General features: G+C 55.2%; 23 protein-coding genes and 1 pseudogene. 10 read left to right on the top strand and 14 right to left on the bottom strand.

The annotated features are described in order from the left end of the window. The first annotated feature begins 380 nt into the window (after positions 1 to 380). Both BMW97_RS13780 and BMW97_RS13775 read left to right on the top strand, forming a co-directional pair. On the top strand, positions 381 to 3,161 hold the full coding sequence (locus BMW97_RS13780) for a flavocytochrome c (RefSeq protein WP_045908147.1): 2,781 nt from the start codon (positions 381 to 383) through the stop codon (positions 3,159 to 3,161). 94 nt (positions 3,162 to 3,255) lie between these two features. Next, on the top strand, positions 3,256 to 4,218 hold the full coding sequence (locus BMW97_RS13775; RefSeq protein ID WP_090392944.1) for an FAD:protein FMN transferase: 963 nt from the start codon (positions 3,256 to 3,258) through the stop codon (positions 4,216 to 4,218). Here BMW97_RS13775 and dcuR read toward each other — a convergent pair. Together dcuR and BMW97_RS13765 are read right to left on the bottom strand one after the other, a co-directional pair. Beyond that, the gene (dcuR, locus tag BMW97_RS13770) at positions 4,199 to 4,918 is read right to left on the bottom strand and encodes a two-component system response regulator DcuR (protein ID WP_045908149.1); all 720 of its coding nucleotides are present in this window, start codon (positions 4,916 to 4,918) and stop codon (positions 4,199 to 4,201) included. The genes BMW97_RS13775 and dcuR overlap by 20 nt on opposite strands. Continuing rightward, a complete protein-coding gene (locus BMW97_RS13765; RefSeq protein WP_045908150.1) occupies positions 4,915 to 6,531 on the bottom strand; it encodes a sensor histidine kinase in 1,617 nt (538 codons plus the stop codon). Before BMW97_RS13765 ends, dcuR begins: the two co-directional genes overlap by 4 nt. 165 nt (positions 6,532 to 6,696) lie before the next feature. On the opposite strand from BMW97_RS13765, the gene BMW97_RS13760 reads away from it, so the two are divergent. Beyond that, on the top strand, positions 6,697 to 7,560 hold the full coding sequence (locus BMW97_RS13760) for an N-acetylmuramic acid 6-phosphate etherase (protein ID WP_045908151.1): 864 nt from the start codon (positions 6,697 to 6,699) through the stop codon (positions 7,558 to 7,560). 57 nt (positions 7,561 to 7,617) lie between these two features. Here BMW97_RS13760 and ompC read toward each other — a convergent pair whose 3' ends face one another. After that, on the bottom strand, positions 7,618 to 8,781 hold the full coding sequence (gene ompC, locus BMW97_RS13755; RefSeq protein ID WP_045908152.1) for a porin OmpC: 1,164 nt from the start codon (positions 8,779 to 8,781) through the stop codon (positions 7,618 to 7,620). A 284-nt stretch (positions 8,782 to 9,065) separates the two neighbouring features. Here ompC and BMW97_RS13750 point away from each other — a divergent pair, with 284 nt between their 5' ends. The 3 genes from BMW97_RS13750 to BMW97_RS13740 all read left to right on the top strand — a co-directional run bounded on the left by BMW97_RS13750 (position 9,066) and on the right by BMW97_RS13740 (position 11,716). Then, positions 9,066 to 9,767: a phosphohydrolase gene (locus BMW97_RS13750; protein WP_090392942.1), complete on the top strand. Its 702-nt coding sequence runs from the start codon at positions 9,066 to 9,068 to the stop codon at positions 9,765 to 9,767. A gap of 61 nt (positions 9,768 to 9,828) precedes the next feature. Then, a complete protein-coding gene (locus BMW97_RS13745) occupies positions 9,829 to 11,244 on the top strand; it encodes a DNA cytosine methyltransferase (protein ID WP_090392940.1) in 1,416 nt (471 codons plus the stop codon). Continuing rightward, entirely contained in the window at positions 11,225 to 11,716 is a 492-nt protein-coding gene (locus BMW97_RS13740; protein ID WP_090392938.1) for a very short patch repair endonuclease, read from the top strand. Before BMW97_RS13745 ends, BMW97_RS13740 begins: the two co-directional genes overlap by 20 nt. Here the strand turns inward: BMW97_RS13740 and yedA are convergent. Next, positions 11,688 to 12,602, bottom strand: a complete 915-nt coding sequence (gene yedA / locus BMW97_RS13735) for a drug/metabolite exporter YedA (protein ID WP_090392936.1) — start codon at positions 12,600 to 12,602, stop codon at positions 11,688 to 11,690. The genes BMW97_RS13740 and yedA overlap by 29 nt on opposite strands. Positions 12,603 to 12,780: 178 nt before the next feature. On the opposite strand from yedA, the gene BMW97_RS13730 reads away from it, so the two are divergent. The 3 genes from BMW97_RS13730 to dgcQ all read left to right on the top strand — a co-directional run bounded on the left by BMW97_RS13730 (position 12,781) and on the right by dgcQ (position 15,727). Continuing rightward, positions 12,781 to 13,692 carry a DUF808 domain-containing protein gene (locus tag BMW97_RS13730; protein WP_045908157.1) on the top strand — a complete coding sequence of 304 codons (912 nt, stop codon included), beginning with the start codon at positions 12,781 to 12,783 and terminating at the stop codon, positions 13,690 to 13,692. A 78-nt stretch (positions 13,693 to 13,770) separates the two neighbouring features. Next, positions 13,771 to 13,953, top strand: a complete 183-nt coding sequence (locus BMW97_RS13725; RefSeq protein WP_023618677.1) for a YodC family protein — start codon at positions 13,771 to 13,773, stop codon at positions 13,951 to 13,953. Between the two features lie 73 nt (positions 13,954 to 14,026). Then, complete coding sequence (dgcQ, locus tag BMW97_RS13720; RefSeq protein ID WP_090392934.1) at positions 14,027 to 15,727, top strand: cellulose biosynthesis regulator diguanylate cyclase DgcQ; 1,701 nt, start codon at positions 14,027 to 14,029, stop codon at positions 15,725 to 15,727. Here the strand turns inward: dgcQ and BMW97_RS13715 are convergent. Further along, positions 15,712 to 16,512 (bottom strand): mannosyl-3-phosphoglycerate phosphatase-related protein, encoded by an 801-nt coding sequence (locus BMW97_RS13715; RefSeq protein ID WP_090392932.1) that lies wholly within the window; start codon positions 16,510 to 16,512, stop codon positions 15,712 to 15,714. The two genes, dgcQ and BMW97_RS13715, sit on opposite strands and share 16 nt — an antisense overlap. 301 nt (positions 16,513 to 16,813) lie before the next feature. After that, complete coding sequence (gene yodD, locus BMW97_RS13710; protein ID WP_013097742.1) at positions 16,814 to 17,041, bottom strand: YodD family peroxide/acid resistance protein; 228 nt, start codon at positions 17,039 to 17,041, stop codon at positions 16,814 to 16,816. Between the two features lie 129 nt (positions 17,042 to 17,170). Between yodD and dsrB the strand changes: the two genes are divergently transcribed. Next, entirely contained in the window at positions 17,171 to 17,359 is a 189-nt protein-coding gene (dsrB, locus tag BMW97_RS13705) for a protein DsrB (protein WP_008500312.1), read from the top strand. Between the two features lie 102 nt (positions 17,360 to 17,461). Here dsrB and rcsA read toward each other — a convergent pair whose 3' ends face one another. The 8 genes and pseudogenes from rcsA to fliL form a co-directional block, all read right to left on the bottom strand. Further along, positions 17,462 to 18,085, bottom strand: coding sequence for a transcriptional regulator RcsA (gene rcsA / locus BMW97_RS13700; RefSeq protein ID WP_008500313.1), 624 nt, complete (start codon positions 18,083 to 18,085; stop codon positions 17,462 to 17,464). A gap of 287 nt (positions 18,086 to 18,372) precedes the next feature. Next, positions 18,373 to 19,165 (bottom strand): annotated as a pseudogene (fliR, locus tag BMW97_RS13695) (flagellar biosynthetic protein FliR); the annotation flags it as partial. 7 nt (positions 19,166 to 19,172) lie between these two features. Beyond that, positions 19,173 to 19,442 carry a flagellar biosynthesis protein FliQ gene (gene fliQ, locus BMW97_RS13690; RefSeq protein ID WP_008500315.1) on the bottom strand — a complete coding sequence of 90 codons (270 nt, stop codon included), beginning with the start codon at positions 19,440 to 19,442 and terminating at the stop codon, positions 19,173 to 19,175. A 9-nt stretch (positions 19,443 to 19,451) separates the two neighbouring features. Next, positions 19,452 to 20,189: a flagellar type III secretion system pore protein FliP gene (gene fliP / locus BMW97_RS13685; protein WP_090392930.1), complete on the bottom strand. Its 738-nt coding sequence runs from the start codon at positions 20,187 to 20,189 to the stop codon at positions 19,452 to 19,454. Next, positions 20,189 to 20,563 (bottom strand): flagellar biosynthetic protein FliO, encoded by a 375-nt coding sequence (fliO, locus tag BMW97_RS13680; protein ID WP_090392929.1) that lies wholly within the window; start codon positions 20,561 to 20,563, stop codon positions 20,189 to 20,191. The genes fliP and fliO overlap by 1 nt, the downstream gene beginning before the upstream one ends. Before the next feature lie 2 nt (positions 20,564 to 20,565). Next, positions 20,566 to 20,979, bottom strand: coding sequence for a flagellar motor switch protein FliN (gene fliN / locus BMW97_RS13675; protein WP_008500318.1), 414 nt, complete (start codon positions 20,977 to 20,979; stop codon positions 20,566 to 20,568). Then, the gene (fliM, locus tag BMW97_RS13670) at positions 20,976 to 21,980 is read right to left on the bottom strand and encodes a flagellar motor switch protein FliM (protein WP_008500320.1); all 1,005 of its coding nucleotides are present in this window, start codon (positions 21,978 to 21,980) and stop codon (positions 20,976 to 20,978) included. The genes fliN and fliM overlap by 4 nt, the downstream gene beginning before the upstream one ends. Positions 21,981 to 21,984: 4 nt before the next feature. Further along, a complete protein-coding gene (gene fliL / locus BMW97_RS13665; protein WP_021241388.1) occupies positions 21,985 to 22,455 on the bottom strand; it encodes a flagellar basal body-associated protein FliL in 471 nt (156 codons plus the stop codon). Between the last annotated feature and the right edge of the window lie 35 nt (positions 22,456 to 22,490).

Here is a 22,490-nt window from a genome sequence, read left to right as displayed (position 1 = left end):
TTTTTATGCTTTTATTAATAACCACTCAGGCGTATGTGGGTATTACCTGTTTTATTGGTTTGTTTTATCATTTTCGTAACATCCGTGTTTTCTTTGTTTTATATATTGTTGTTTTTAATGGCTTTATATGCGTGATGGAAATTGGTTTTACCAATTTTTATTTAACGAATTTTAAATTATTGTGAATGACTGAATTACATTCGCTAACACCAATGTGTTATTTGTGTTATTGCAGGGATTAAATAGTTTTTTAACTAACGTAATAACTTTAGAAACTAAAAAAATCATTATATTAATATCATGACATCGGCAAATAACGACGAACTAAAAACTAATCCGATAACGAATTCTTAATTTTTTAAAAGTTTGGAGTTTCTAATATGAGCACTAACGAACGTATTCTTAGCCCCTTCACATTACCGAATGGCACCGAACTGAAAAACCGTTTGTTAATGGCCCCTATGACCACCTGCACCGGCTATTACGACGGCACCGTTACCAGTGAACTGGTGGAGTACTATCGTGCCCGTTCCGGCAGTATCGGCACCATCATTGTGGAGTGCTGCTTCGTCGACGATCTCGGTCTGGCCTTCCCGGGCGCGATCGGGATTGATAATGATGAGAAAATTGCCGGGCTGGCGAAAATCGCGGAGGCGATTAAATCCAAAGGCTCTAAGGCTCTGCTGCAGATTTACCACGGCGGCCGCATGGTTGACCCGAAACTGATCGGTGGCCGTACGCCGGTTGGCCCAAGTGCCGTTGCCGCGCCGCGTGAGGGCGCAGCAACGCCAGTGGCACTGACTGGCGAAGAAGTCGAAGGCATGATCGGCAAGTTTGGTGAAGCGGTGCGCCGCGCCATCCAGGCCGGCTTCGACGGCGTGGAAATCCACGGGGCAAACACCTATCTGATTCAGCAATTCTATTCGCCAAACTCTAACCAGCGTGACGACGAGTGGGGCGGCAGCCGCGATAACCGCGCGAAGTTCCCGCTGGCAGTTTTGGATATCACCCACAAAATGGTGCGCCAGTACGCGGACGACGCTTTTATTATTGGCTACCGCTTCTCCCCCGAAGAGCTGGAAGTGCCGGGCATCCGCTTTGAAGACACCATGTACCTGCTGGAAAAACTGGCGGCGCGCGGCGTGGATTACCTGCACTTCTCCGTCGGCGCGACCCTGCGTCCTTCCATTGTCGACACCCAGGACCCAACGCCGCTTATCGAAAAATACTGCGCGATGCGTTCTGAAACGCTGGCGCAGGTTCCAGTCATGGGCGTGGGTGGCGTGGTGAATGCCGCCGATGCCAATGAAGCGCTGGAACACGGTTACGACCTGATTGCCGTGGGCCGTGCCACCATTGCCTATCCGGACTGGACCGACCGCATCGCGACCGGGGAAACGCTGGAGCTGTTTATGGACAGCACCCAGCGCGAGGCGCTGAAAATTCCTGAACCGCTGTGGCGCTTCTCGCTGGTGGAAGCGATGATCCGCGACATGAGCATGGGCGAATCAAAATTCAAACCGGGTATGTTCACCGAGAAGGTGCAGGACGACGCGAATGAACTGGTGATTAACGTCAGCCTGGAGACTGACCGCATTGCAGACATCGAGCTGGCGTCTGGCCCGAGCGAAGACGTAGAGTTCGTCACTAGCTTTGAAGAGATCCGCACCCGCATTCTGGATGCCAATACCCCGCACGTGGATGCCATCACAGGCGCAACCAGCCAGAGTGAAGCGGTGAAGAAAGCGGTCTCTAAAGCGATGCTGAAATCCAGCAAAGCGCTGGCAGCGGAAGAGGGCGTTGACCCGAACGAAACCCGCAGCGTGGACGTGGTGGTTGTCGGTAGCGGCGGCGCCGGTCTGGCGGCGGCGATTCAGGCTCACGACGAAGGCGCGAGCGTGCTGATTGTTGAGAAAATGCCAACCATCGGCGGGAACACCATTAAAGCCTCTGCCGGGATGAACGCCGCCGAAACCCGTTTCCAGCGCGTGAAGGGCATTCAGGACAGCAAAGAGCTGTTCTACCAGGAAAGCCTGAAAGGTGGCGGCAACAAGAACAACCCTGAACTGCTGCGCCGCTTCGTCGAGAACGCGCCGCAGGCAATTGAGTGGCTGGCAACCCGCGGCATCATGCTGAACGACATCACCACCACCGGCGGGATGAGCATCGACCGTACTCACCGTCCAAAAGACGGTTCTGCGGTGGGCGGTTACCTGATTAGCGGCCTGGTGCGTAACGTCAACAAACGCAACATCGAGGTGATGCTGGATACTTCCGTCAGCGACATCCTCTTCGAAAACGGTGAAGTCACCGGCGTGCGCCTGACCACCGAAGAGAATGAAACCATCACAGTGGCAGCGAAAAGCGTGATTGTGGCAACCGGCGGCTTCAGCGCTAACAGCCAGATGGTCGTGAAATACCGTCCGGATCTGGAAGGTTTCGTCACCACCAACCATAAAGGGGCGACCGGTGGCGGTATCGCGCTGCTGGAGCGCATTGGGGCAGGCACTGTCGATATGGGCGAAATTCAAATTCACCCAACCGTAGAGCAGAAAACCTCGTACCTGATTTCCGAATCCATCCGCGGGGGCGGGGCGATTCTGGTCAATCAGAAAGGGGAACGCTTCTACAACGAAATGTCGACCCGCGATAAAGTCTCAGCGTCAATCATCGCCCTGCCGGAGAAATACGCTTACATCGTCTTTGACGAGCACGTACGCGCCAAAAACAAAGCCGCGGATGAGTACATTGCCAAAGGCTTCGTGACCAGCGCCAGCTCGCCGAAAGCCCTGGCGGAAGCGCTCGGTATGGATTACCACGCTTTCCTGGCGACCCTGGAACGTTACAATGGTTTCGTTGAAAAACAGCATGATGACGACTTTGGTCGTACCACTGCGCTGCGTGCGCCCATCAATGAAGGGCCATTCTACGCCATTCAGATTGCGCCGGGCGTGCACCACACCATGGGCGGCGTGACCATCAACACCGAAACCTGCGTGCTGGACAGCAACCACAACGTGCTGCCAGGCGCGTTTGCAGCCGGTGAAGTGGTCGGCGGGATCCACGGTGCTAACCGTATCGGCGGTAACGCGGTGGCAGATATCATTATTTTTGGTACCCTTGCAGGACATCAGGCGGCTCTGCGTTCGAAAATGAGGTAAGGCTCCTGCTTCCCAGGCCGGATACGCGCAGCGTTATCCGGCATTTTCCCCGGCGGCGCGGTGCCTGCCGGGGCTTCAGCTGAGGACTCCTGCCATGCCTGATAGCCATCGCGTTTACAGTTACTCCGCCGTCCTGATGGGGTCACCCATCCTCCTGAAGCTCTTCTCCCATGACGAAGCCCTCGCGTCCCGCGTGTTTCGCCTGATCAAACAGTACGAAGACCTGCTCACTGTCAACCGCGCGCACTCGCAGGTGATGGACATCAACCATGCGGCCGGCCAGCATCCGGTCACCGTCAGTCGGCCAGTGTTTGATCTGATCCGCTGTGCAAAAGCGGCAAGCCTGTTCAAGGACAGCGCCTTTAATCTGGCGATCGGTCCGCTGGTGAAGCGCTGGAAGATTGGTTTTCAGGGAGACAGCGTTCCGCCTGCCGATGAAATCGCGTCGCTGCTGGCAATTACCCGCCCAGAGGATGTTCTCCTTGATGAGGCCAGCAGCAGCGTGTTTCTGACCCGGGCGGGGATGGAGATCGATCTGGGGGCGATTGCCAAAGGCTATATCGCCGACAGGGTGCGGGATTACCTGCATAAAGAGGGCGCTGAGCTGGGGCTGATCAACCTTGGCGGAAACATTCAGACCTTAGGCTCCCCGGAAGGGGGCTGGAGCGTCGGGCTGAAAAAACCGTTCGCCGGGGATGCGCTGATCGGCACGATGGTCGTCGAGAACCTCTCCGTCGTGACGTCGGGAACGTACGAGCGCTACTTTGAGCACAACGGCAAACGCTATCACCACATTCTCGATCCGCGCACCGGGTATCCGCTGGACAACGAACTGGACAGCGTGACCATCATTTCAAAAGATTCCATCGACGGCGATATCTGGACCACGCTGATGTACGGCATGGGCGTGGAGAAGGGCTGCGCCGCGCTGCGTGCGCGTCCAGACATAGAAGCGATCTTTGTGACCAAAACAAAAGAAGTGGTGTTCTCTTCAGCACACCACTTCCGCTTTACCCTGCTGGACGATACCTACCGCGTTACTGGCAGTATTGCTTGAGCAGGCCCGTCTGCTCCGGCTGGAGACGGTAGCGATACACCGGACGCCCGGTGGCGCCGTAGTGAATGCTGGTGAACAGAATATTGATTTGCGCCAGCCAGATCAGATATTTGCGGCAGGACACGCGGGAAATATTGACCGCGTTTGCCAGGTCATCGGTTGAAAACTCCGTCTCCGGGTGTGCGTCAATCCACTGGCAAATCGTGCGCAGCGTTTGCGGCGTTAACCCTTTCGGCAGCTTTTTGCTGTCTGCCAGTTCCGGTGCCCCGCCGTGGATCAGACGGTCGACGTCCGCCTGCTCGTAATACTGATGCGACCCCATCAGGCTGTGCTTTGCCTTCCAGCCGTTCAGCGCCTCTTCAAAGCGCGGGAACTGGAACGGCTTTATCAGATAATCCACCACGCCATAATGGATGGAGGTCTGGATCGTGGCGGCGTCGGCGGCCGAGGTGATCATGATCACATCGATTGGGCGGCCGGATGCTCGAATGACGGGCAGCAGATCCAGCCCGTTATCCTGCTGCATATAGACATCCAGCAGCACCAGATCGACAGGATGGCTGGGGTCATTAATGATGGCCTCGGCCTGGTTTAGCGTGGAGGCGACGCCACAGCAGGTAAAGCCTTCAACACGGTTGACGTACAGACGGTTGAGGTCGGCCACCATGGCGTCATCATCGACAATTAACACATTTATCACGCGATATTCCTCTCGCTATCCCAGGGGATGTGAACAAAAAATTGGGTAAATACGCCGGGCTCAGACTCGACGGTGATATCGCCGCCAAGGTTCTGAATCTGCTGGCGAGCAAGGAACAGCCCAACGCCGCGGTTGTCGCCTTTTGTTGAGAAGCCCTTTGTAAAAATAGACTCCAGCTGAGTGGGATCAATGCCGGGGCCATCGTCGCTGACTTCACAGCTGAGCCAGCCATTTTGATAATGCAGCAGCAGGCCAATCTCACCTTCCTGCTGTCCTTCCATCGCGTCGAGCGCGTTTTCAATGAGGTTGCCCAGCGCGGTGATCAGCACCGCGACCTGCTCTTCACTTGCGGTATCCGGTATCTGGCTTTCATCCGCCAGCGTCAGGGTGACGCCCGCTTCTTTCGCCCGGTTGATTTTACCCAGCAGGAACCCGGCTACCACCGGGGATTTTACCTTGCTCTGTATCGTACCGATATCCGTCTGGTAATGATGTGCCGTCTGCAGGATGTACTCTTCCAGCTTGTCGTAGCGCTTCATGTGCAGCAGGCCCAGGATCACATGCAGTTTATTCATAAACTCGTGTGTATGGGCGCGCAGGGCATCGACGTAATTCACCATGCCATCAATACGCTGCATCAGCTGGCTGATTTCCGTTTTATCACGGAAGGTGGTGATGGCGCCGATCACCCGATCCTGGCTTTTCACCGGGACCATGTTGCACAGCAATAGCCGGCCGTTGCAGCTGATCTCCTGATCCTGGCGCGCGACGCCCGTCTTCGAGACGTCACGCAGGCTGGCCAGCAGGGGGGCGCTGGTGTTTTCGGTCTGCTTGCCGGACGGGAGAAGCAATATTTCTCTGGCGGTCTGATTAATCATCGTCACGCGCCCGTGAATATCAACGGCCAGCACCCCCTCACGAAGCGACTGTAGCATCGCCTGGCGCTGTTCGAACAGGGCGGAAATTTCATAGGGTTCGAGTCCGAACAGGATGCGTTTCAGGACCCGCACCAGACCCCAAATCGCCATCGAACTCATAAAAATGCTGAACAAAATGGTCCAGACGGCGTTTAGCCGCCCGCGGGTAATCTGCTCTTCCACCTTATTCAGGGAGATACCGACCACTACCACGCCAATCTGCTCGTGCTGGCCGTCGTAGACGGGGGTAAATACGCGCAGCGCTTCGGCGAGCGCGCCCCGGTTAACCGATACGTTCTCTTTGCCTTCCAGCGCGGGCGTTAAATCGTCGCCGATAAAATGCAGCCCCAGCAGCGCCTCGTTCGGGTGAGAATAGCGGATCCCGCGCATATCGGTGACCACGGTGAACAGCAGATCGTTTCGTTTCGTCACCGCCTGGGCGATGGGCTGAATAATATTCTCCTGCGGCGCCTGCATCAGGCCGCGCTGTATCTCGGGGCTGTCGGCGAGGGTGCGGGCAATGCCGAGCGCGGTGTCTTTGACATCATCGCGTGTGGCGCGGGTGATTTGCACCGAATAGAGCGCAAAGACCACCAGCAGCACTGAACCGATAATCGCGCATACCATCAGCGTGACCAGCGTATTGAGTTTCATGGGGCGCTTGCGCGTCGGAAGGAAAGGCTGCAAATCGCTCATCAATACTCCGCGATGATTAAGTATGGGGGTAATTATCGCCGATGACGCGCTTTTCTTAAAGCCATGTAAAGGCGTGGATTTGGTCCTCTTTTCGTGACCCTCCTCGCAGGTCATCTATATAAAACACTTTATAGTGTGTGGGTACTCATAATAAGGAGGCTGTTTATGAGCATTCTGCTTACCGGTTCGGTCAAGGAAAGACGGCACGCCAGCACGATGAATATCGATCGATTGTCCACGCTGGACATGCTGAAAGTCATTCACCAGGATGATGCACTCATTTCTGCTGCACTCACCCCTTGCTTACCTGTGATTGCCCGCGCGGTGGATAACGCTGCCGCGACCCTCAATCACGGTGGCCGTCTGGTGATTGTCGGGGCGGGACCGTCTGGTCGGGTCGCGCAACAGGTTGCCGATGACTATGCGCCGGGCAAAACCCCCGTGGTGGCCGTCACGGCAGAAGAGGGGGAAGGGAGCTACGAGCGCGGCGTTGCCGATCTGCAGGCCATTAAGTTTGGTGAACACGATATGATGCTGGCCGTGACCGTCAGCGGAAAAACACCGTGGGTCTGGGGGGCAATGCGCCATGCATGGTCGCTGGGGGCGCCGGTCGCCGTTATTACCGGTGATGCGCAAAGTGAAGCCGCGCAGCTGGCGAGTATGGTGATTGCTCCCGAACTGGGGGCCGATGTGGTGGCCGGCTATCTCAACACCAAAGCGGGGATTGCGCAGAAAATGATCTTCTCGATGATCGCTACCGGGCTGGCTGTTCGAACCGGACGCGTTTACAGCAACCTGCGGGTGGATCTCGAGGCAAGCAGTACCAAATGGGCCGAACGCCAAATCGCCATTGTGATGGAAGCGGGGGGATGCTCCCGGGCGGAGGCAAAAGCGGCGCTGGAGAGCTGTAACCATCACTGTAAAACGGCGGTATTGATGGTGCTGACAGGGCTGGATGCGTGGAAAGCCCATGAACTGCTGGCGCAGAATAACGGGTTCATCCGCGTGGCGCTGCAGGAAGCGCCATAACACAGACCGCGAAGAAATAAAAAAGGCCGCAGATGCGGCCTTTGGTATTTTTAAAGATTAGAACTGGTAGGTCATGCCGACGCCAACGATGTCGTCGGTGGAAATACCGTTGGCTTCGTAGAAGCTTTCATCGTTATCCAGCATGTTGATTTTGTAGTCAACATAGGTGGAGAAGTTCTTGTTGAAGCTGTAGGTCATGCCCAAGTCGATGTAGTTAACCAGGTCCATGTCTCCATGCTGACCCTGAGGGTTGCTGGCGTTGCCTGGATAGGTCATGTCCTTGCCCTTAGAGTAAACCCATGCCAGGGATGGACGCAGGCCGAAGTCGAACTGGTACTGTGCTACCGCTTCGAAGTTCTGAGTCTGATCCGCGATACCATAATCACCGTATGGCGTCATGTTGCGGGTTTCAGCGTACATCATTGCCAGATAGACGTTGTTGGCGTCGTATTTCGCGCCAAGGGTCCACGCTTCAGCTGTTTTACCGCTCGCATAATGCGCGTTGTATTGGCCTGCCGCTTCCTGCTCATTAGTACGATCAGAAGAAGAGTACGCCGCACCCAGGCTCAGGCCGGAGAGATCGCCTGAGAAGTCATAGGAGGTAGACATACCGAAGCCGTCACCGTTCTGGAAACGAACGCTGTTATGTCCGTTTTTGGTGCCTTCCTGATTTTCATCAGCGTTAGCACCTTCATTCGCACCCTGATACTGCAGCGCGAAATTCAGACCTTCAACCAGACCGAAGAAATCGCTATTACGGTAGGTTGCCAGACCGTTGGCACGGCCATTCATAAAGTTATCGGTCCAGGTGTAAGAATCACCGCCAAATACCGGCAGCATATCGGTCCAGGCTTCAACGTCGTACACGACGCCGTAATTACGGCCATAATCAAATGAACCGTATTCGCCATATTTCAGGCCAGCGTAGGCCAGACGGTTAAAGGATTTGTCACCCGCGCCTTCGGTATCGTTAGCGAACGTTTTATATTCCCACTGACCGTAACCGACCAGATCGCGAGTAATCTGGGTTTCGCCTTTGAAACCAACCTGTACATAGGTTTCATCGCCATCATCACCAGGGTTGTCAGAGAAGGTATGACGCGCGTCAACCTTACCGTACAGGTCAACTTTGTTGCCATTTTTGTTATACATTTCAGCCGCATTCGCTGCGCCTGCCATTAATAACGCGGGTACCAGAAATGCCAGAACTTTTCTTTTCATTATATATTCCCTTTAAAGATAATTTATATGAATATATGTAATCACCCTCCGTAATTACAGGCTCGATACTATTCTATGGCTTGTGATTTAGTTTCAAAAATAAATGTAATTAAATTCGATGAAATATTTCAAATTATTTCTATTAATCTCTTTATTTTTCTTGTGAATTATCGGTGTGGATTTATAAGGAGTAATTATTATTAAATATTTCGCAGCGCTATTTTTAAATTCATTTAATTTGGCTATGTTATAATTCACCTTCTTTTAAACAACAGGACATGATGATGGAACTGGCCCGGTGGCAGCATGGCTTTGAGCGCTGGCTCAAGGAAAATCACCAGAACGACGATACTGCACATGATATTTCGCATTTTCGTCGGGTGTGGATGACGGCGCAAAAAATCATGGTTCACCACACGGCCGAGCCGCGGGTGATTCTGGCCGCCTGCTATTTTCACGATATTGTCAGCCTCCCGAAGAACCATCCTGAACGCAGCCAGTCGTCACGGCTCGCTGCTCGCAAGACGAGCGAGATACTGCGCCGCGACTTCCCGGACTTTCCGCCCGAGCATATTGCCGCCGTCGCGCACGCGATTGAGGCGCACAGCTTCAGCGCCGGTATTGCGCCGCAAAGTATAGAAGCCAAAATTGTGCAGGACGCTGACCGGCTGGAAGCGTTAGGCGCTATCGGCCTGGCGCGCGTTTTTGCCGTCTCGGGCGCACTGGGCGTACCACTATTTGACGCGGACGATCCCTTTGCCGATGCGCGTCCCCTCGACGACCGCGCGTTTGCCCTCGACCATTTTCAGACCAAGCTGCTGCGTTTGCCTGATACAATGCAAACGGACATGGGCCGCGAACTGGCACGTCACAATGCCGATTTCCTGATCCAGTTTATGGCGAAACTCAGCGCCGAATTACACGGCGACTGCCTCGGGCTGGATAGCCAGGTGCTGAGCCGCTTCCGTCGCAGTTTGCGCAACTGAACTGTGGTAATCTGTTCCCAGTCTTTACTCTCCGGTTAAAAGAATGCAGGAAAATCGATCAGTGACAGAGCCCGCGCCCGCGCAGGCTGAGAAATCAACGGCAACGGTGCAGGCCTTACTGCGCCAGCTGTTGGATATCTATGATGCTAAAACGCTGGCCAGCCTGCTGGTGGCGCACGGCGAGAGCCACTGGAGCCCGGCGATCCTTAAACGTCTGCTGACCAGCGAGCGAGCAGGGCGTCGCCTGAGTGAAGGCGAGTTTCGTTATCTGCAAAATCTGCTTCCGCGTCCTTCTGCCGCGCACCCGAACTATGCCTTCCGGTTTATCGATCTGTTTGCCGGTATCGGCGGCATTCGTCACGGTTTTGAAGCCATCGGTGGACAGTGCGTGTTTACCAGCGAGTGGAACAAGCACGCCGTGCGTACCTACAAGGCAAACTGGTACTGCGATCCGCACGAGCATCATTTCAACGCGGATATCCGCGATGTGACCCTGAGCCATAAAAGCGGCGTGAGCGATGAACAGGCCGCCGAGCACATTCGTCAGACGATCCCGGCGCATGACGTGCTGCTGGCAGGCTTCCCGTGTCAGCCTTTCTCGCTGGCCGGCGTCTCCAAAAAGAATGCCCTTGGACGCGCCCACGGTTTTGCCTGCGATACGCAGGGAACGTTGTTTTTTGACGTGGCGCGTATTATTGACGCCCGTCGTCCGGCCATTTTCGTACTGGAAAACGTCAAAAACTTAAAAAGCCACGACGGCGGGAAAACCTTCCGCATTATCATGCAAACGCTGGATGAGCTGGGTTATGACGTGGCCGATTCAGAGGACATGGGCGCGGACGATCCTAAAATTATTGATGGGAAACATTTCCTGCCCCAGCATCGCGAACGTATCGTGCTGGTGGGCTTCCGCCGCGATCTCAATCTGAAAGGCGATTTTACTCTGCGGGATATTCCTTCTCTGTATCCCGAGCGCCGCCCCACCGTGGCCGATCTGCTGGAACCCGTCGTCGACGCGAAATTTATCCTAACCCCTGTGCTGTGGAAATACCTCTACCGCTATGCCAAGAAGCACCAGGCGAAAGGCAACGGCTTCGGCTTTGGGATGGTCAACCCGAACGATCCGCACAGCGTCACCCGCACGCTGTCTGCTCGCTACTATAAAGACGGCGCGGAAATCCTGATCGACAGAGGCTGGGACAAGGCGCTGGGTGAAAAAGATTTCGACGATCCGCACAACCAGCGCCATCGCCCACGGCGCTTAACGCCGCGCGAATGCGCCCGGCTGATGGGCTTTGAGACGCCGCAGGGTTATCGCTTCCGCATTCCTGTGTCGGATACCCAGGCGTACCGTCAGTTTGGTAACTCGGTGGTGGTTCTCGCGTTCGCGGCTGTCGCAAAGCTCTTGGCCTCGCGCATCCGACAGGCGGTGGCACTTCGTCAGGGTGAGGCCGTCAATGACGGATGTTCACGATAAGGCGACGCGCAGTAAAAACATGCGTGCCATCGGCACGCGTGACACCGCCATTGAAAAGCGCCTGGCCGCGCTGTTGACGCAGTCGGGGTTTGACTTCCGCGTGCAGGATCCCGCCCTGGCGGGGCGCCCGGATTTCGTCATCGACGACTGGCAGTGCATCATCTTTACCCACGGCTGTTTCTGGCACCATCACGACTGCTACCTGTTTAAAGTCCCGGCGACGCGCACCGATTTCTGGCTGGATAAGATTGGCAAGAACGTCGAGCGCGACAGGCGGGATCTGGCCACGCTGATGGCGCAGGGCTGGCGGGTGCTGATCGTCTGGGAGTGTGCGCTGAGAGGCAGATTAAAGCTGAACGATGCCGATCTGAGCGAACGGCTGGAAGAGTGGATCTGCGGCGGCGGCCAGACCGCGCAGATCGACACGCAGGGCATTCACCTGCTTACGGTTTCTCCACCTCGCAAGGCGTGACCACCGGTTTTGCCGGCAGCAGATATTTGCCCAGCGTGACCAGCACGACGGCAAACACGATGATCCCAAGAGCAATCCATTCCACAGGTGAGAGCGTTTCTCCCCCCAGTCCTGTTCCGAGCAGCACGGCCACGACCGGGTTGACGTAGGCGTAGCTGGTGGCGACAGCCGGAGAGACATTGCGGATCAGGAACATATAGGCGTTAATGGCGATGATAGAGCCAAACAGCGCCAGATACCCTACCGCGAGAAAGCCCGACAGGTCCGGCAGCGTGGTCAGCTTTTCTCCCGTCAACGCCGAGGCCAGCAGCAGGACAATCCCCGCGGCGAGCATCTCAATCGCACCGGCCATCATGCCGGTCGGCAGTTCGATACGCGACCCGTAGACGGAACCAAACGCCCAGCTCATCGAGCCAATCAGGATAATCACCGCGCCCCACGGATTCCCGCTCAGGTTGCCGCCGCTGTTGAGCAGAACAATGCCGGCCAGGCCAATCCCAATCCCCAGCCATTCCAGCTTGCGGGTGCGGATGCCGAAAAGGCGGCTGAAGCAGAGGGTAAACAGCGGTACGGTGGCAACGACCACGGCGGCGATCCCGGACGGGACGTTCTGGTGCTCGGCAATCGTCACAAACCCGTTACCCACCGCCAGCAGCAGCAGGCCGATCAGGGCGGCATTCAGCATCGGGCGTAGCGGGGGAAGCTTATGCCCGCGCAGGAGGAGGAAGGCCAGCAGCAGGATGCCCGCCGAGAGGAAGCGAATGCCCGCCATCATCAGCGGCGGCCAGCTTTCCACGCCGATGCGAATGACAAAGTAGGTTGACCCCCAGATGATGTACAGCGAAAAGAGTGCCCCGATGAGCGGTAGCAATTGCCGGAAACGCATAATCCCTCACGACGAAATAAAAAGTTCGCTGATAGTAAACGCGAAAACTATCTCGCTGGCGAGCCCTTTAATTGTGTGGCAGATGTGAATTTTTTGTTGACGTAAGGTGCCTGTTTCCGGGTTGGCGCTTTTGCTCCATACTATTCACTTAATTACCAAAAAATGAAGGATTAAGATTTTGGCAGGAAGTAGCTTATTAACATTGCTGGATGATATTGCCACCTTACTGGACGACATTTCAGTGATGGGGAAACTGGCGGCGAAGAAAACCGCAGGCGTGCTGGGCGATGATTTATCGCTTAACGCTCAGCAGGTGAGTGGGGTGAGGGCAAACCGTGAACTGCCGGTGGTGTGGGGCGTGGCGAAAGGCTCCTTCCTGAACAAGGTGATTCTGGTGCCGCTGGCGCTGCTGATCAGCGCGTTTATTCCCTGGGCCATCACGCCGTTACTGATGATTGGCGGGGCATTTCTCTGCTTCGAGGGCGTGGAGAAGGTGCTGCACTCCTTTAGCTCGCGCAAGCAGAGCGATACGCCGGAGGTGCGCCAGCAGCGTCTTGAAGCGCTGGCCGCGCAGGATCCGAAAACCTTCGAGCGCGATAAGGTCAAAGGCGCTATTCGGACCGACTTTATCCTGTCTGCGGAAATCGTCGCGATTACGCTGGGCATTGTCTCTGACGCGCCGCTTCTGAATCAGGTGCTGATCCTCTCCGGCATCGCGATTCTGGTCACCGTGGGCGTGTACGGTCTGGTGGGACTGATCGTCAAGCTGGACGATATTGGCTACTGGCTGGAGGAAAAATCGAGCGCGGTAGCAAGAGGCATCGGCAAAAGCCTGCTGGTGCTGGCCCCGTGGCTGATGAAGAGTTTGTCGGTGGTGGGCACGCTGGCGATGTTCCTCGTGGGCGGCGGAATTGTGGTTCACGGCATTGCGCCGCTGCACCATGCCATCGAACATTTCTCCTCCACGCAGGGGGCCGTTATCGCGGCGATTCTGCCTACGCTGCTGAATCTGGTGCTGGGCTTTATCATTGGCGCTATCGTCGTCGCGGCGGTGAAGCTGGTTGAAAAAATTCGCGGCACGTCGCACTAATTGTTACCCGCGGCAGGATGCAAAAAGACCATTCCTCGTCTAAATTGAAACAGTTTCACCCTGATACAGGAGGCAGGTATGGTCTTTTTGGTCAGTGATGAAGTTAAGCCTAAGAAGGGCGGCCCACGTATGATCGTCACCGGGTATTCCAGCGGAATGGTGGAATGTCGGTGGCACGATGGCTATAGCATCAAGCGGGAAGCATTCCGTGAAGATGAGCTTCAGCCGGGTGACGGGCAGCACCAGCGGGACAAGGCTTAATCACATAACGCCCGGCTTTGCCGGGCGTTTTTATCTCAGGTTTCGGGTAAAGAGCAGTAATCAGGGAGTGTGTGTGCAGCGCGATACCTTTGTTGTAAGACAAACTTTTTTGCAATGGCTGCATAAGCGTAGCAATCCGGGGCGGATTGTTAATCTCTGTTTTCTGATCGTTCTGGTGTTTTCCACGCTCCTGACCTGGCGTGAGGTGGTAGTGCTGGAAGAGGCGTACATCTCCAGCCAGCGCAACCATCTGGATACGGTGGCCAGTTCGCTGGACAGGCAGTTACAGAACAGCGTCGACAGGATGCTGTTATTCCGCCAGGGCATGCATGATGCAATCGAGACGCCGCTGGCCTTTGATGTCTTACAGGATGCGGTGTCACGCTTTAATACCGTCCGCATGCTCCCCACCTGGCAGCTTGCCGTTGATAAAAAGCGCACGCTTCCCCTTAACGGGGTCTCGGATGCATTCGTGGATAAAACCACGCTTCTGAACCGGGACGCTGAGCGCATCAGTCATGAAATTTCTGCCGCGCTCGAAGTGGGGTATCTGCTCAGGCTGGCGTCATCGAGAGCACAAACAGAAGCGCGGGTGATCTACGTCTCTCGCGCCGGTTTTTTCCTTTCCACGGATACGCCGGACCGGGCGGGCGATATTACCGCCCGCTATTATCATCTGGTCACGCAGTCCTGGTTTACCCAGCAGTCAGAACGTAACAATCGCGCGCGCGCCGTGCGCTGGTTTATCTCTACCCCTTCATCCTGGACCGGGGATGAACGAACGATCACCGCCAGCGTCCCCATCTATTTCGATCACTACTGGTACGGCGTCGTGGCGATGGACTTTACCTTAGACACGATGCAGCGTCTGCTGACCGACGCGACGGAAGACCGGACGGAAGGGGAGTATCAGCTGTATGATACCCGGCTCAATATGATTGCCACCTCTGCCCACGCGGGAAGCCTGGTTAACCATTTTGACGAACGCGAAACGGCGCAGATTGCCCAGGCGATTGAGCATGATACCGGCGGCGGGATCCGCCTCGGGAGCCGGTTTATCACCTGGGAGCGGCTCGATCACTTCGATGGCGTCGTCCTGCGGATCCACACCCTGCATGAAGGGGTGCAGGATGATTTCGGCAGTATCAGTATCGTGCTGGCGCTGCTGTGGGCACTCTTTACCGCCATGCTGTTGATCTCGTGGCTGGTGATCCGTCGGATGGTGAGTAACATGTATACGCTTCAGCACTCCCTCCAGTGGCAGGCCTGGCACGATCCGCTGACCCGATTGAATAATCGCGGCGCGCTGTTCGACCGCGCCAAATTGCTGGCGGAAACCTGCCGTCAGCAGTCGCTGCCGTTCTCGGTGATTCAGATCGATCTCGACCATTTTAAAAGCATTAACGACCGTTTCGGCCATCAGGCCGGTGATAAGGTGCTTTCCCATACGGCAGGCGTGATTGCCAGCGCGTTACGCAAGAATGATGTGGCCGGGCGCGTCGGCGGAGAAGAGTTTTGTGTGGTCCTTCCCGGCATTGGTCTGGAGGAGGCGAGAGGCGTCGCTGACCGCATTCGTTGCCGAATCACCAGTAAGGAGATCCTGGTGAAGAAGAGCACCACCCTGCGCATCAGCGCGTCGCTGGGCGTCAGCAGCGCGGATGAAACGGGCAATTACGATTTTGAACAGCTGCAGTCCGTGGCGGACGTCCGGCTTTATCAGGCTAAGCAGAGCGGGCGTAACCGGGTCGTGTGGCGGGATCAGGACAGGAAGTGATCCAGCCCCTCCTGCCAGCCTGCCGGGCCGGTCTGTTGGGTATGATAGACCCGCTCGGGGTTATCGTCCCGTAGCGTGATACCCTGGCGGTTAATCCCCTTGATGACCACCGCGAAGTCCATGCTGTCGAGCAGCGGCGCATCGTTAGGGCCATCGCCGAGCCCCAGCGTGGTGGGCTCGATCTCGTCCTGTTCGCGATACTGTTCAATCAGCCAGTTAACCGCCACGTCTTTACCGCAGCGGACGTCGAGAATATGCCAGAAGCGCGCCCCCTGCACACACTTCAGGCCGATGTGCGCCAGTTGCTCTTCAAACTGGACCAATTTCTCGTCGGTATCGCGCCAGATGAGCGTGACGGAGGCTTCATGCTTGCGGGCAAGCGTCGAACGGTAGCGCGTCAGTCCGGTCCACTCGCTGATAACGTGCTCATCCACATCGTCAAAGGTGGTGAATTTAAAGCCCGTCTGCAGACGAATCTGCTCGATTCGCGGGCGAATATCCCGGTGCGTCATCCCCCGGATCTGACGCTGGACCTTGTCCCAGCGCACGTCAGGCTGTATTACCGCGCCGTTCTCGGCAATAAACGGCAGGCCTTCCAGCCCCAGATCCTGCTGAATATCCAGCATCTCTGCCGCGGTTTTGCTGCTGCAGAGAATAATCGGAATCTGGTTATCCTGTAGCCTGTCCAGCCAGGGCATTGCGGGTTGCCAGTCGTAGGTATGAATATCCAGCAACGCGCCATCCAGGTCAGAAAAAATCAGCAAGGTATCCCGCAGTGAAGGCATAGTGACTCCCGATGACGGTTGCGTTTCGTTCTAAGAAAATTCCTAAAAAATAACCGAATTGTTAACAGATGAAATGGGAACAATCCCTGGCAAACCCGCATTCGGCGTAAGTTATTGCTCATAACGAAAAGCATTATGTTAAAAATATTATATTCATCATAAGAATATATGCTTGTCAGACAAATTCGTTGGGGATAGTGTGGCTTGTACATCAGATTTCCTGGTGTAACGAATTTTCAAGTGCTTCTTGCATAAGCAAGTTTTGATCCCGGTCATCCCCATGACCGGGATTTTTTTCGCGCTAACGATTGGCTTCCGACACGCTAAAGTCGTGAATATCGAGCTCGAAGGCCTCCGCCAGCTCACGATAGGTGTGATAATCCCTTCCGTTAACAATGACGCGGTCCGAATTGTCGTCCGTCCTGCGGACTTCTGACTCGCTAATCTCATTGATGGCGGCCAGCAGGGCATCGACATCCACCTCGACTTCGCGCTTGATGGTGTCGCTGTACTCTTTATCGGTCTTCATTGCGGGGTTCCTCATTCAGCCGGGTCCATCGCTAAGTATAGACTGTAGATAAAAACGCCATTCACACCGGGCGGCGATGTGCGATTTTGCGTTTTGTTCTACACTGGCTCAAAACCAGAGGAGGAATGTATGAAGGTCAACGATCGGGTAACCGTTAAAACGGACGGTGGGCCGCGCCGCCCGGGTGTGGTGCTGGCAATTGAAGAGTTTAGCGAAGGGACAATGTACCTGGTATCACTGGAAGACTACCCGCTCGGCATTTGGTTTTTTAACGAACTGGGGCATCCGGACGGTATTTTTGTTGAGAAAGCAGACTAACACGGCGTCGGGTAGCACATCGCGTGCCCGACACCCTCTGCAGAAGCAAAAATCTCTGGCCAGGCCAGAGATCAAAGGTAGGGTGCACAGGGTCTTAAGCGACTAACGCATGTTGACGAAAATCCCGTTCGTCACATTATCGGTCAGGCGTACCACGTGGTAGATCACTTGCTTATTATGCGTTTTAATTTTCCGTTTAATATTTCCTTTGTGTGATGAAACGGTTTTCGCTTTAATATTCATCTGGTCAGAGATCTGAATAGTTCCTTGTCCCGCCATCCACATTCGCAGCATACTTGATTCAGTCCTGCTTAATGATAGGGTGGGTAAGTTAACCGCTCCTACATTTTTAACTTCTTTATTCAAATAATCACCCAAAATGTCATCCAGCGACTCGGGTTTAATCGATTTAGAACTGATCAATAAATTTTTACGGACCAACAAATACTCATCGAAATGGATATTCGCGATCGCCATAAAAACAATAAACAGGGTTTTTGGATGCTGATTAATGATTTGCTTAATGTGCTGACTGTTGGCTGGATCGTGAATGAAACAGTCCTCATTAATAAACACCACGCCTGGTTTTAGTTCGTCACAAGCGGCTGCGAGTTCGTCAACGGTGTGTGCATCGTTGATGTCTCTCTTTCTTACCCCTCTGCTTGCCAGGTACCCGGTTAACCCTAGCCGGGTGTAGCTGCATAAATCCATAATGATCGTTGACATGGCATACCCTCACTCAATGCGTAACGATAATTCACCATCTGCCTGAGAGCTCAAAACAGCCATACGGGATGGAAAAAAATAATAAACCTGTGAGCATGACAAAGACTTTCAGGCGGACTCACTATCCCGTAAAGTTACGTATAATTTGCCAGGAATCTTCTTAAAGTAAAGTAAATATTAAGTATTGTGAGGTGGTTAGAAACAATTAAACCGCGTCAGATATATCCTGGAAGATGTTTTTCGCGTTTTATTTTAGGAATATCCTCAGAAAGACAGTAGCAACAGTACGGTCTATTATTTACGAGGCAGTTCGCTGACAATATCCGCTAACAGGTTGAATATCTCGCCGAATAAATGTTCACAGAAGGGAGCGATCAGTGGCATCAGTAATGACATTAATAAAATTCCGACCGTCAGCGTTAACGGAAAACCAATGACAAACACCGAAAGCTGCGGCGCCATTCGGTTCAGTAAACCTAATGCCAGGTTGACGGTCAGCAGCAGGGTGATGATCGGCAGCGCCAGCATCAGCCCGTTCAGGAAGATCAGCCCCGCGGCGCGGGTGAGCGCCAGGAAAGCGTTGCTGTTCACCGGGTTTTCGCCAATCGGCAGCGTATGGAACGTGTCCACCAGCATGGAGATAAGCCACAGATGGCCGTTGAACGACAGGAACAGCAGCATGGCGAGCAGATCGATAATGCGCGCCAGCACGGGCATGTTGAGATGACTGCCGGGATCGACAAACGTGGCGAACGATAACCCCATCTGCAGGCCAATCAGTTCCCCCGCGGTACGCACGGCGGCAAAAGCGAGCTGCATGGTAAAGCCGACGGCAACGCCAATCATCACCTGCTGCAGGGCGACCCACACCGCATTCGCCGAGAAGATCGGAATATCCACGGGAGGGAGAGACGGTGCGACGATAATGGAGATGATAATCCCCAGCCCCACTTTGACACGCTTGGGTATCGATTTCTCGCTGAGAATGGGGGCGGTGGAGATCAGCGCCATGATGCGCAGCATCGGCCAGAAGTAGACGCCGAGCCACTGAACCCACTGGTCGCTGGTGAAGTGCAGCATCGTCAGGTCAGCCGATGATGTACGGCAGATTGGTAAACAGGTTGCGCATATAGTCCAGCAGCAGGTTCAGCATCCACGGTCCGGCCACGATAATCGCCACGAACACGGCGATGATTTTCGGGATGAACGACAGCGTCATTTCGTTAATCTGCGTGGCGGCCTGCAGAATACTGATAATCAGACCGGTAACCAGCGCGACAAGCAGCAGCGGAGCGGCAACGGCAATGGCAATTTTCATCGCCTCCGTGCCCATCATCATGACCGATTCGGGTGTCATTGCCGTTCCTTAACTGTAGAAACTCTGCGCCAGCGAGCTGACCAGCAGCTGCCAGCCGTCGACCAGCACAAAGAGCATGATCTTAAAGGGCAGGGCGATGGTCGCGGGCGGCACCATCATCATCCCGAGCGCCATCAGGACGCTGGCGATCACCAGGTCGATAATCAGGAACGGGATAAAGATGGTAAAGCCGATCTGGAACGCGGTTTTCAGCTCGCTGGTCACATAGGCGGGCAGCAGAATACGCATGGGTACCGCTTCCGGTCCCTGCAGCTCGCCTGTGGTGGACAGGCGGGCAAAGAGGGCCAAATCCGCTTCGCGCGTCTGGCGCAGCATAAATTCCCGCAGCGGCTGCGCGCCTTTATCCAGCGCTTCCTGCATGGAGATTTTATCTTCGCTGAACGGCTGATAGGCGTCGGTGTAAATCTTATCGATCACCGGCGACATAATGAAAAAGGTCAAAAACAGCGCCAGTCCGAGCAGAACCTGGTTTGGCGGAGCGGAAGGGGTGCCGAGCGCGTTTCGCAGCAGACCAAAAACGATGATGATGCGGGTGAAGCTGGTCATCATCAGCAGGATAGCCGGAATAAACGTCAGCGAGGTGATGAATACCAGCGTCTGCACCGGAAGCGACCAGCTTTGGCCGCCGCCTGCGAGAGGGGTTGACACCAGACCGGGCAGTTGCGCATAGACCGCGGGAGCAAACAGGCCAACGCCCGCAAGCGTCAGGGATAACAAACGGCGCATCAGGATCTCCCGGAACGCTTAAGCAAACTCTTCATCACGGACTGGAAATCCGCAGGGGCCTCTGCACGCTCATCCACCACAGCAGGGGCGGGCGGCAGCTTATGTAATACGCTGATGTTTGACGCCGTGACGCCCAGAACCAGACGCGCATCGTCCACCTCGACGATGACCACGCGTTCACGTGGTCCCAGGGTGGTGCTGGCGCTGACCTTCAGCCCGCGGGCGCCGGCGGTTTTCCCCGCCAGGCCAAAGCGCTTCGCCAGCCAGGCGGTGATAAGAATAAAGGCAATAATACCGAACAACGCCCCGCTCACCTGGAGCAGAGGTGAGCCGGGAACGGCAGAAGGTTGCGATAGTGTTGCCTGGGTTTTCATGCTTAACGGCTCAGACGACGCATACGTTCAGACGGGGTAATGATGTCGGTGATACGTACGCCGTATTTATCGGCTACCACCACCACTTCACCCTGAGCAATCAGATAGCCGTTGATCAGAATATCCAGCGGCTCGCCGGCCAGGCCGTCAAGGGCCACCACGGAACCCTGCGTCAGGCGCAGCAGCTCTTTAATGGTCATACGTGTGCGTCCCAGTTCAACGGTCAGCTTAACCGGGATATCCATAATCAGGTCGATGTCCTGCAGCGTGCCGCTGACATCACCGCCGCCGAGCTGCTGGAATACGGCATCCGCTGCGCTTTTGGCCGGGGTCGCTTTTTGCTCGTTTAACGCGTCAGCCCACAGATCGTCCAGTGCTCCGCTGTTTTCATCGGACGGATTGTTCATGTCACTCATTTGGGCTGTTCCTCATTCAGCGAATTCAAAATCGGGTTGATCAAGTGCTCAACGCGTAACGCATACTGACCGTTAATCGTGCCGTACTGGCTTGTCAGCACGGGGACACCATCCACATGGGCAATAATGCGGTCGGGTTTTTCTATCGGCAAAACATCACCGGGTTGTAATTTCAGGATCTGAGATAACCGCAGCGGGATATCGGCGAAGCTCGCCACCAGCTCAAGCTGCGAATGCTGGACCTGGCGGACCAGGTTTTCACGCCAGTTCTGGTCTTCGTTGCGGGAGTTCTCCAGCGGCGGGTTAACCAGCAGCTCGCGCAGCGGTTCGATCATGCTGAACGGCAGGCAGATGTTGAACTCGCCGGTCAGGTTACCGATCTCCACGTGGAACGGGGTGTTAACGACGATATCGTTCGGGGAGGTGGTGATATTGGTAAATTTCACCTGCATCTCAGAACGGACGTACTCCACTTCCAGCGGGTTAATCGCTTTCCACGCGTCGCTGTAAGACTCCAGCGCCAGCTTCAGCATGCGGTTAATGACGCGCTGTTCGGTGTGGGTGAATTCGCGACCTTCTACTTTGGTCGGGAAGCGCCCGTCGCCGCCGAACAGGTTATCCACCGCAATGAACACCAGGCTTGGGGAAAACACCACCAGACCGGTGCCGCGCAGCGGCTTCAGATGAATCAGGTTAAGGTTGGTTGGCACCGGCAGGTTGCGGGCAAACTCATGATACGGCTGAATGCGGATCGCACCGACCGTGATATCCGGGCTACGACGCAGCAGGTTAAACAGCCCCATACGGAACTGACGTGCAAAACGTTCGTTAATGATCTCCAGCGCCTGCAGACGTTCACGTACCACGCGACGCTGGGTATTCGGGTCATAGGGACGAATATCGCTATCGCCGCCGATACCCGGTTGCGGATCATCACTTTTATCGCTGTCGCCGTTGAGCAGCGCATCGATTTCTGCCTGAGAAAGAATACTGTCGCCCATGTCGTTACCGCAGAATGAAGGCTGTATACAGAACGTCAGTGACTTCCTGCTTAGGTTGGCCGTTTACCAGCGGGGTCGCCAGCGTTTGTTTAATGGCGTCGACCAGCTTTTGCTTACCCACATCGGTGGCCAGCGCCGAAGCGTCCTGACGAGAGAACAGCAGCAGAAGGCGGCTACGCACCTCCGGAAGATAATCATTCAGACGCGCGCGCGTGGCTTCATCCTTCAGGCGCAGCGTAATACCGACGTACAGCACACGATCCGCGTCACCGAGATTCACGGTGAAGGTGTCCAGAGGGAAAAATACCGGCGCCGGTGGCGGTGCAGGTTCGGCTTTGGCCGCAGCGGTTGAAGGTTCCTGCTGCATACGCCAGTAACTATAGCCCGCGGTAGCGCAGGCGGCGAGCGTGATCAACACCAGCAGCGGGATCCAGATGGAACGCTTACTTTTTTTGGTGATAGCGGAGTCAGTCATCTGATACGAGCTTCCTGTTTCGGTACAGCTTAATA

It is taken from the genome of Enterobacter sp. NFIX58 (assembly GCF_900110475.1).
Taxonomy (GTDB): Bacteria; Pseudomonadota; Gammaproteobacteria; order Enterobacterales; family Enterobacteriaceae; genus Enterobacter; species Enterobacter quasiroggenkampii.
This window is presented reverse-complemented; position numbering and strand designations above follow the sequence as displayed.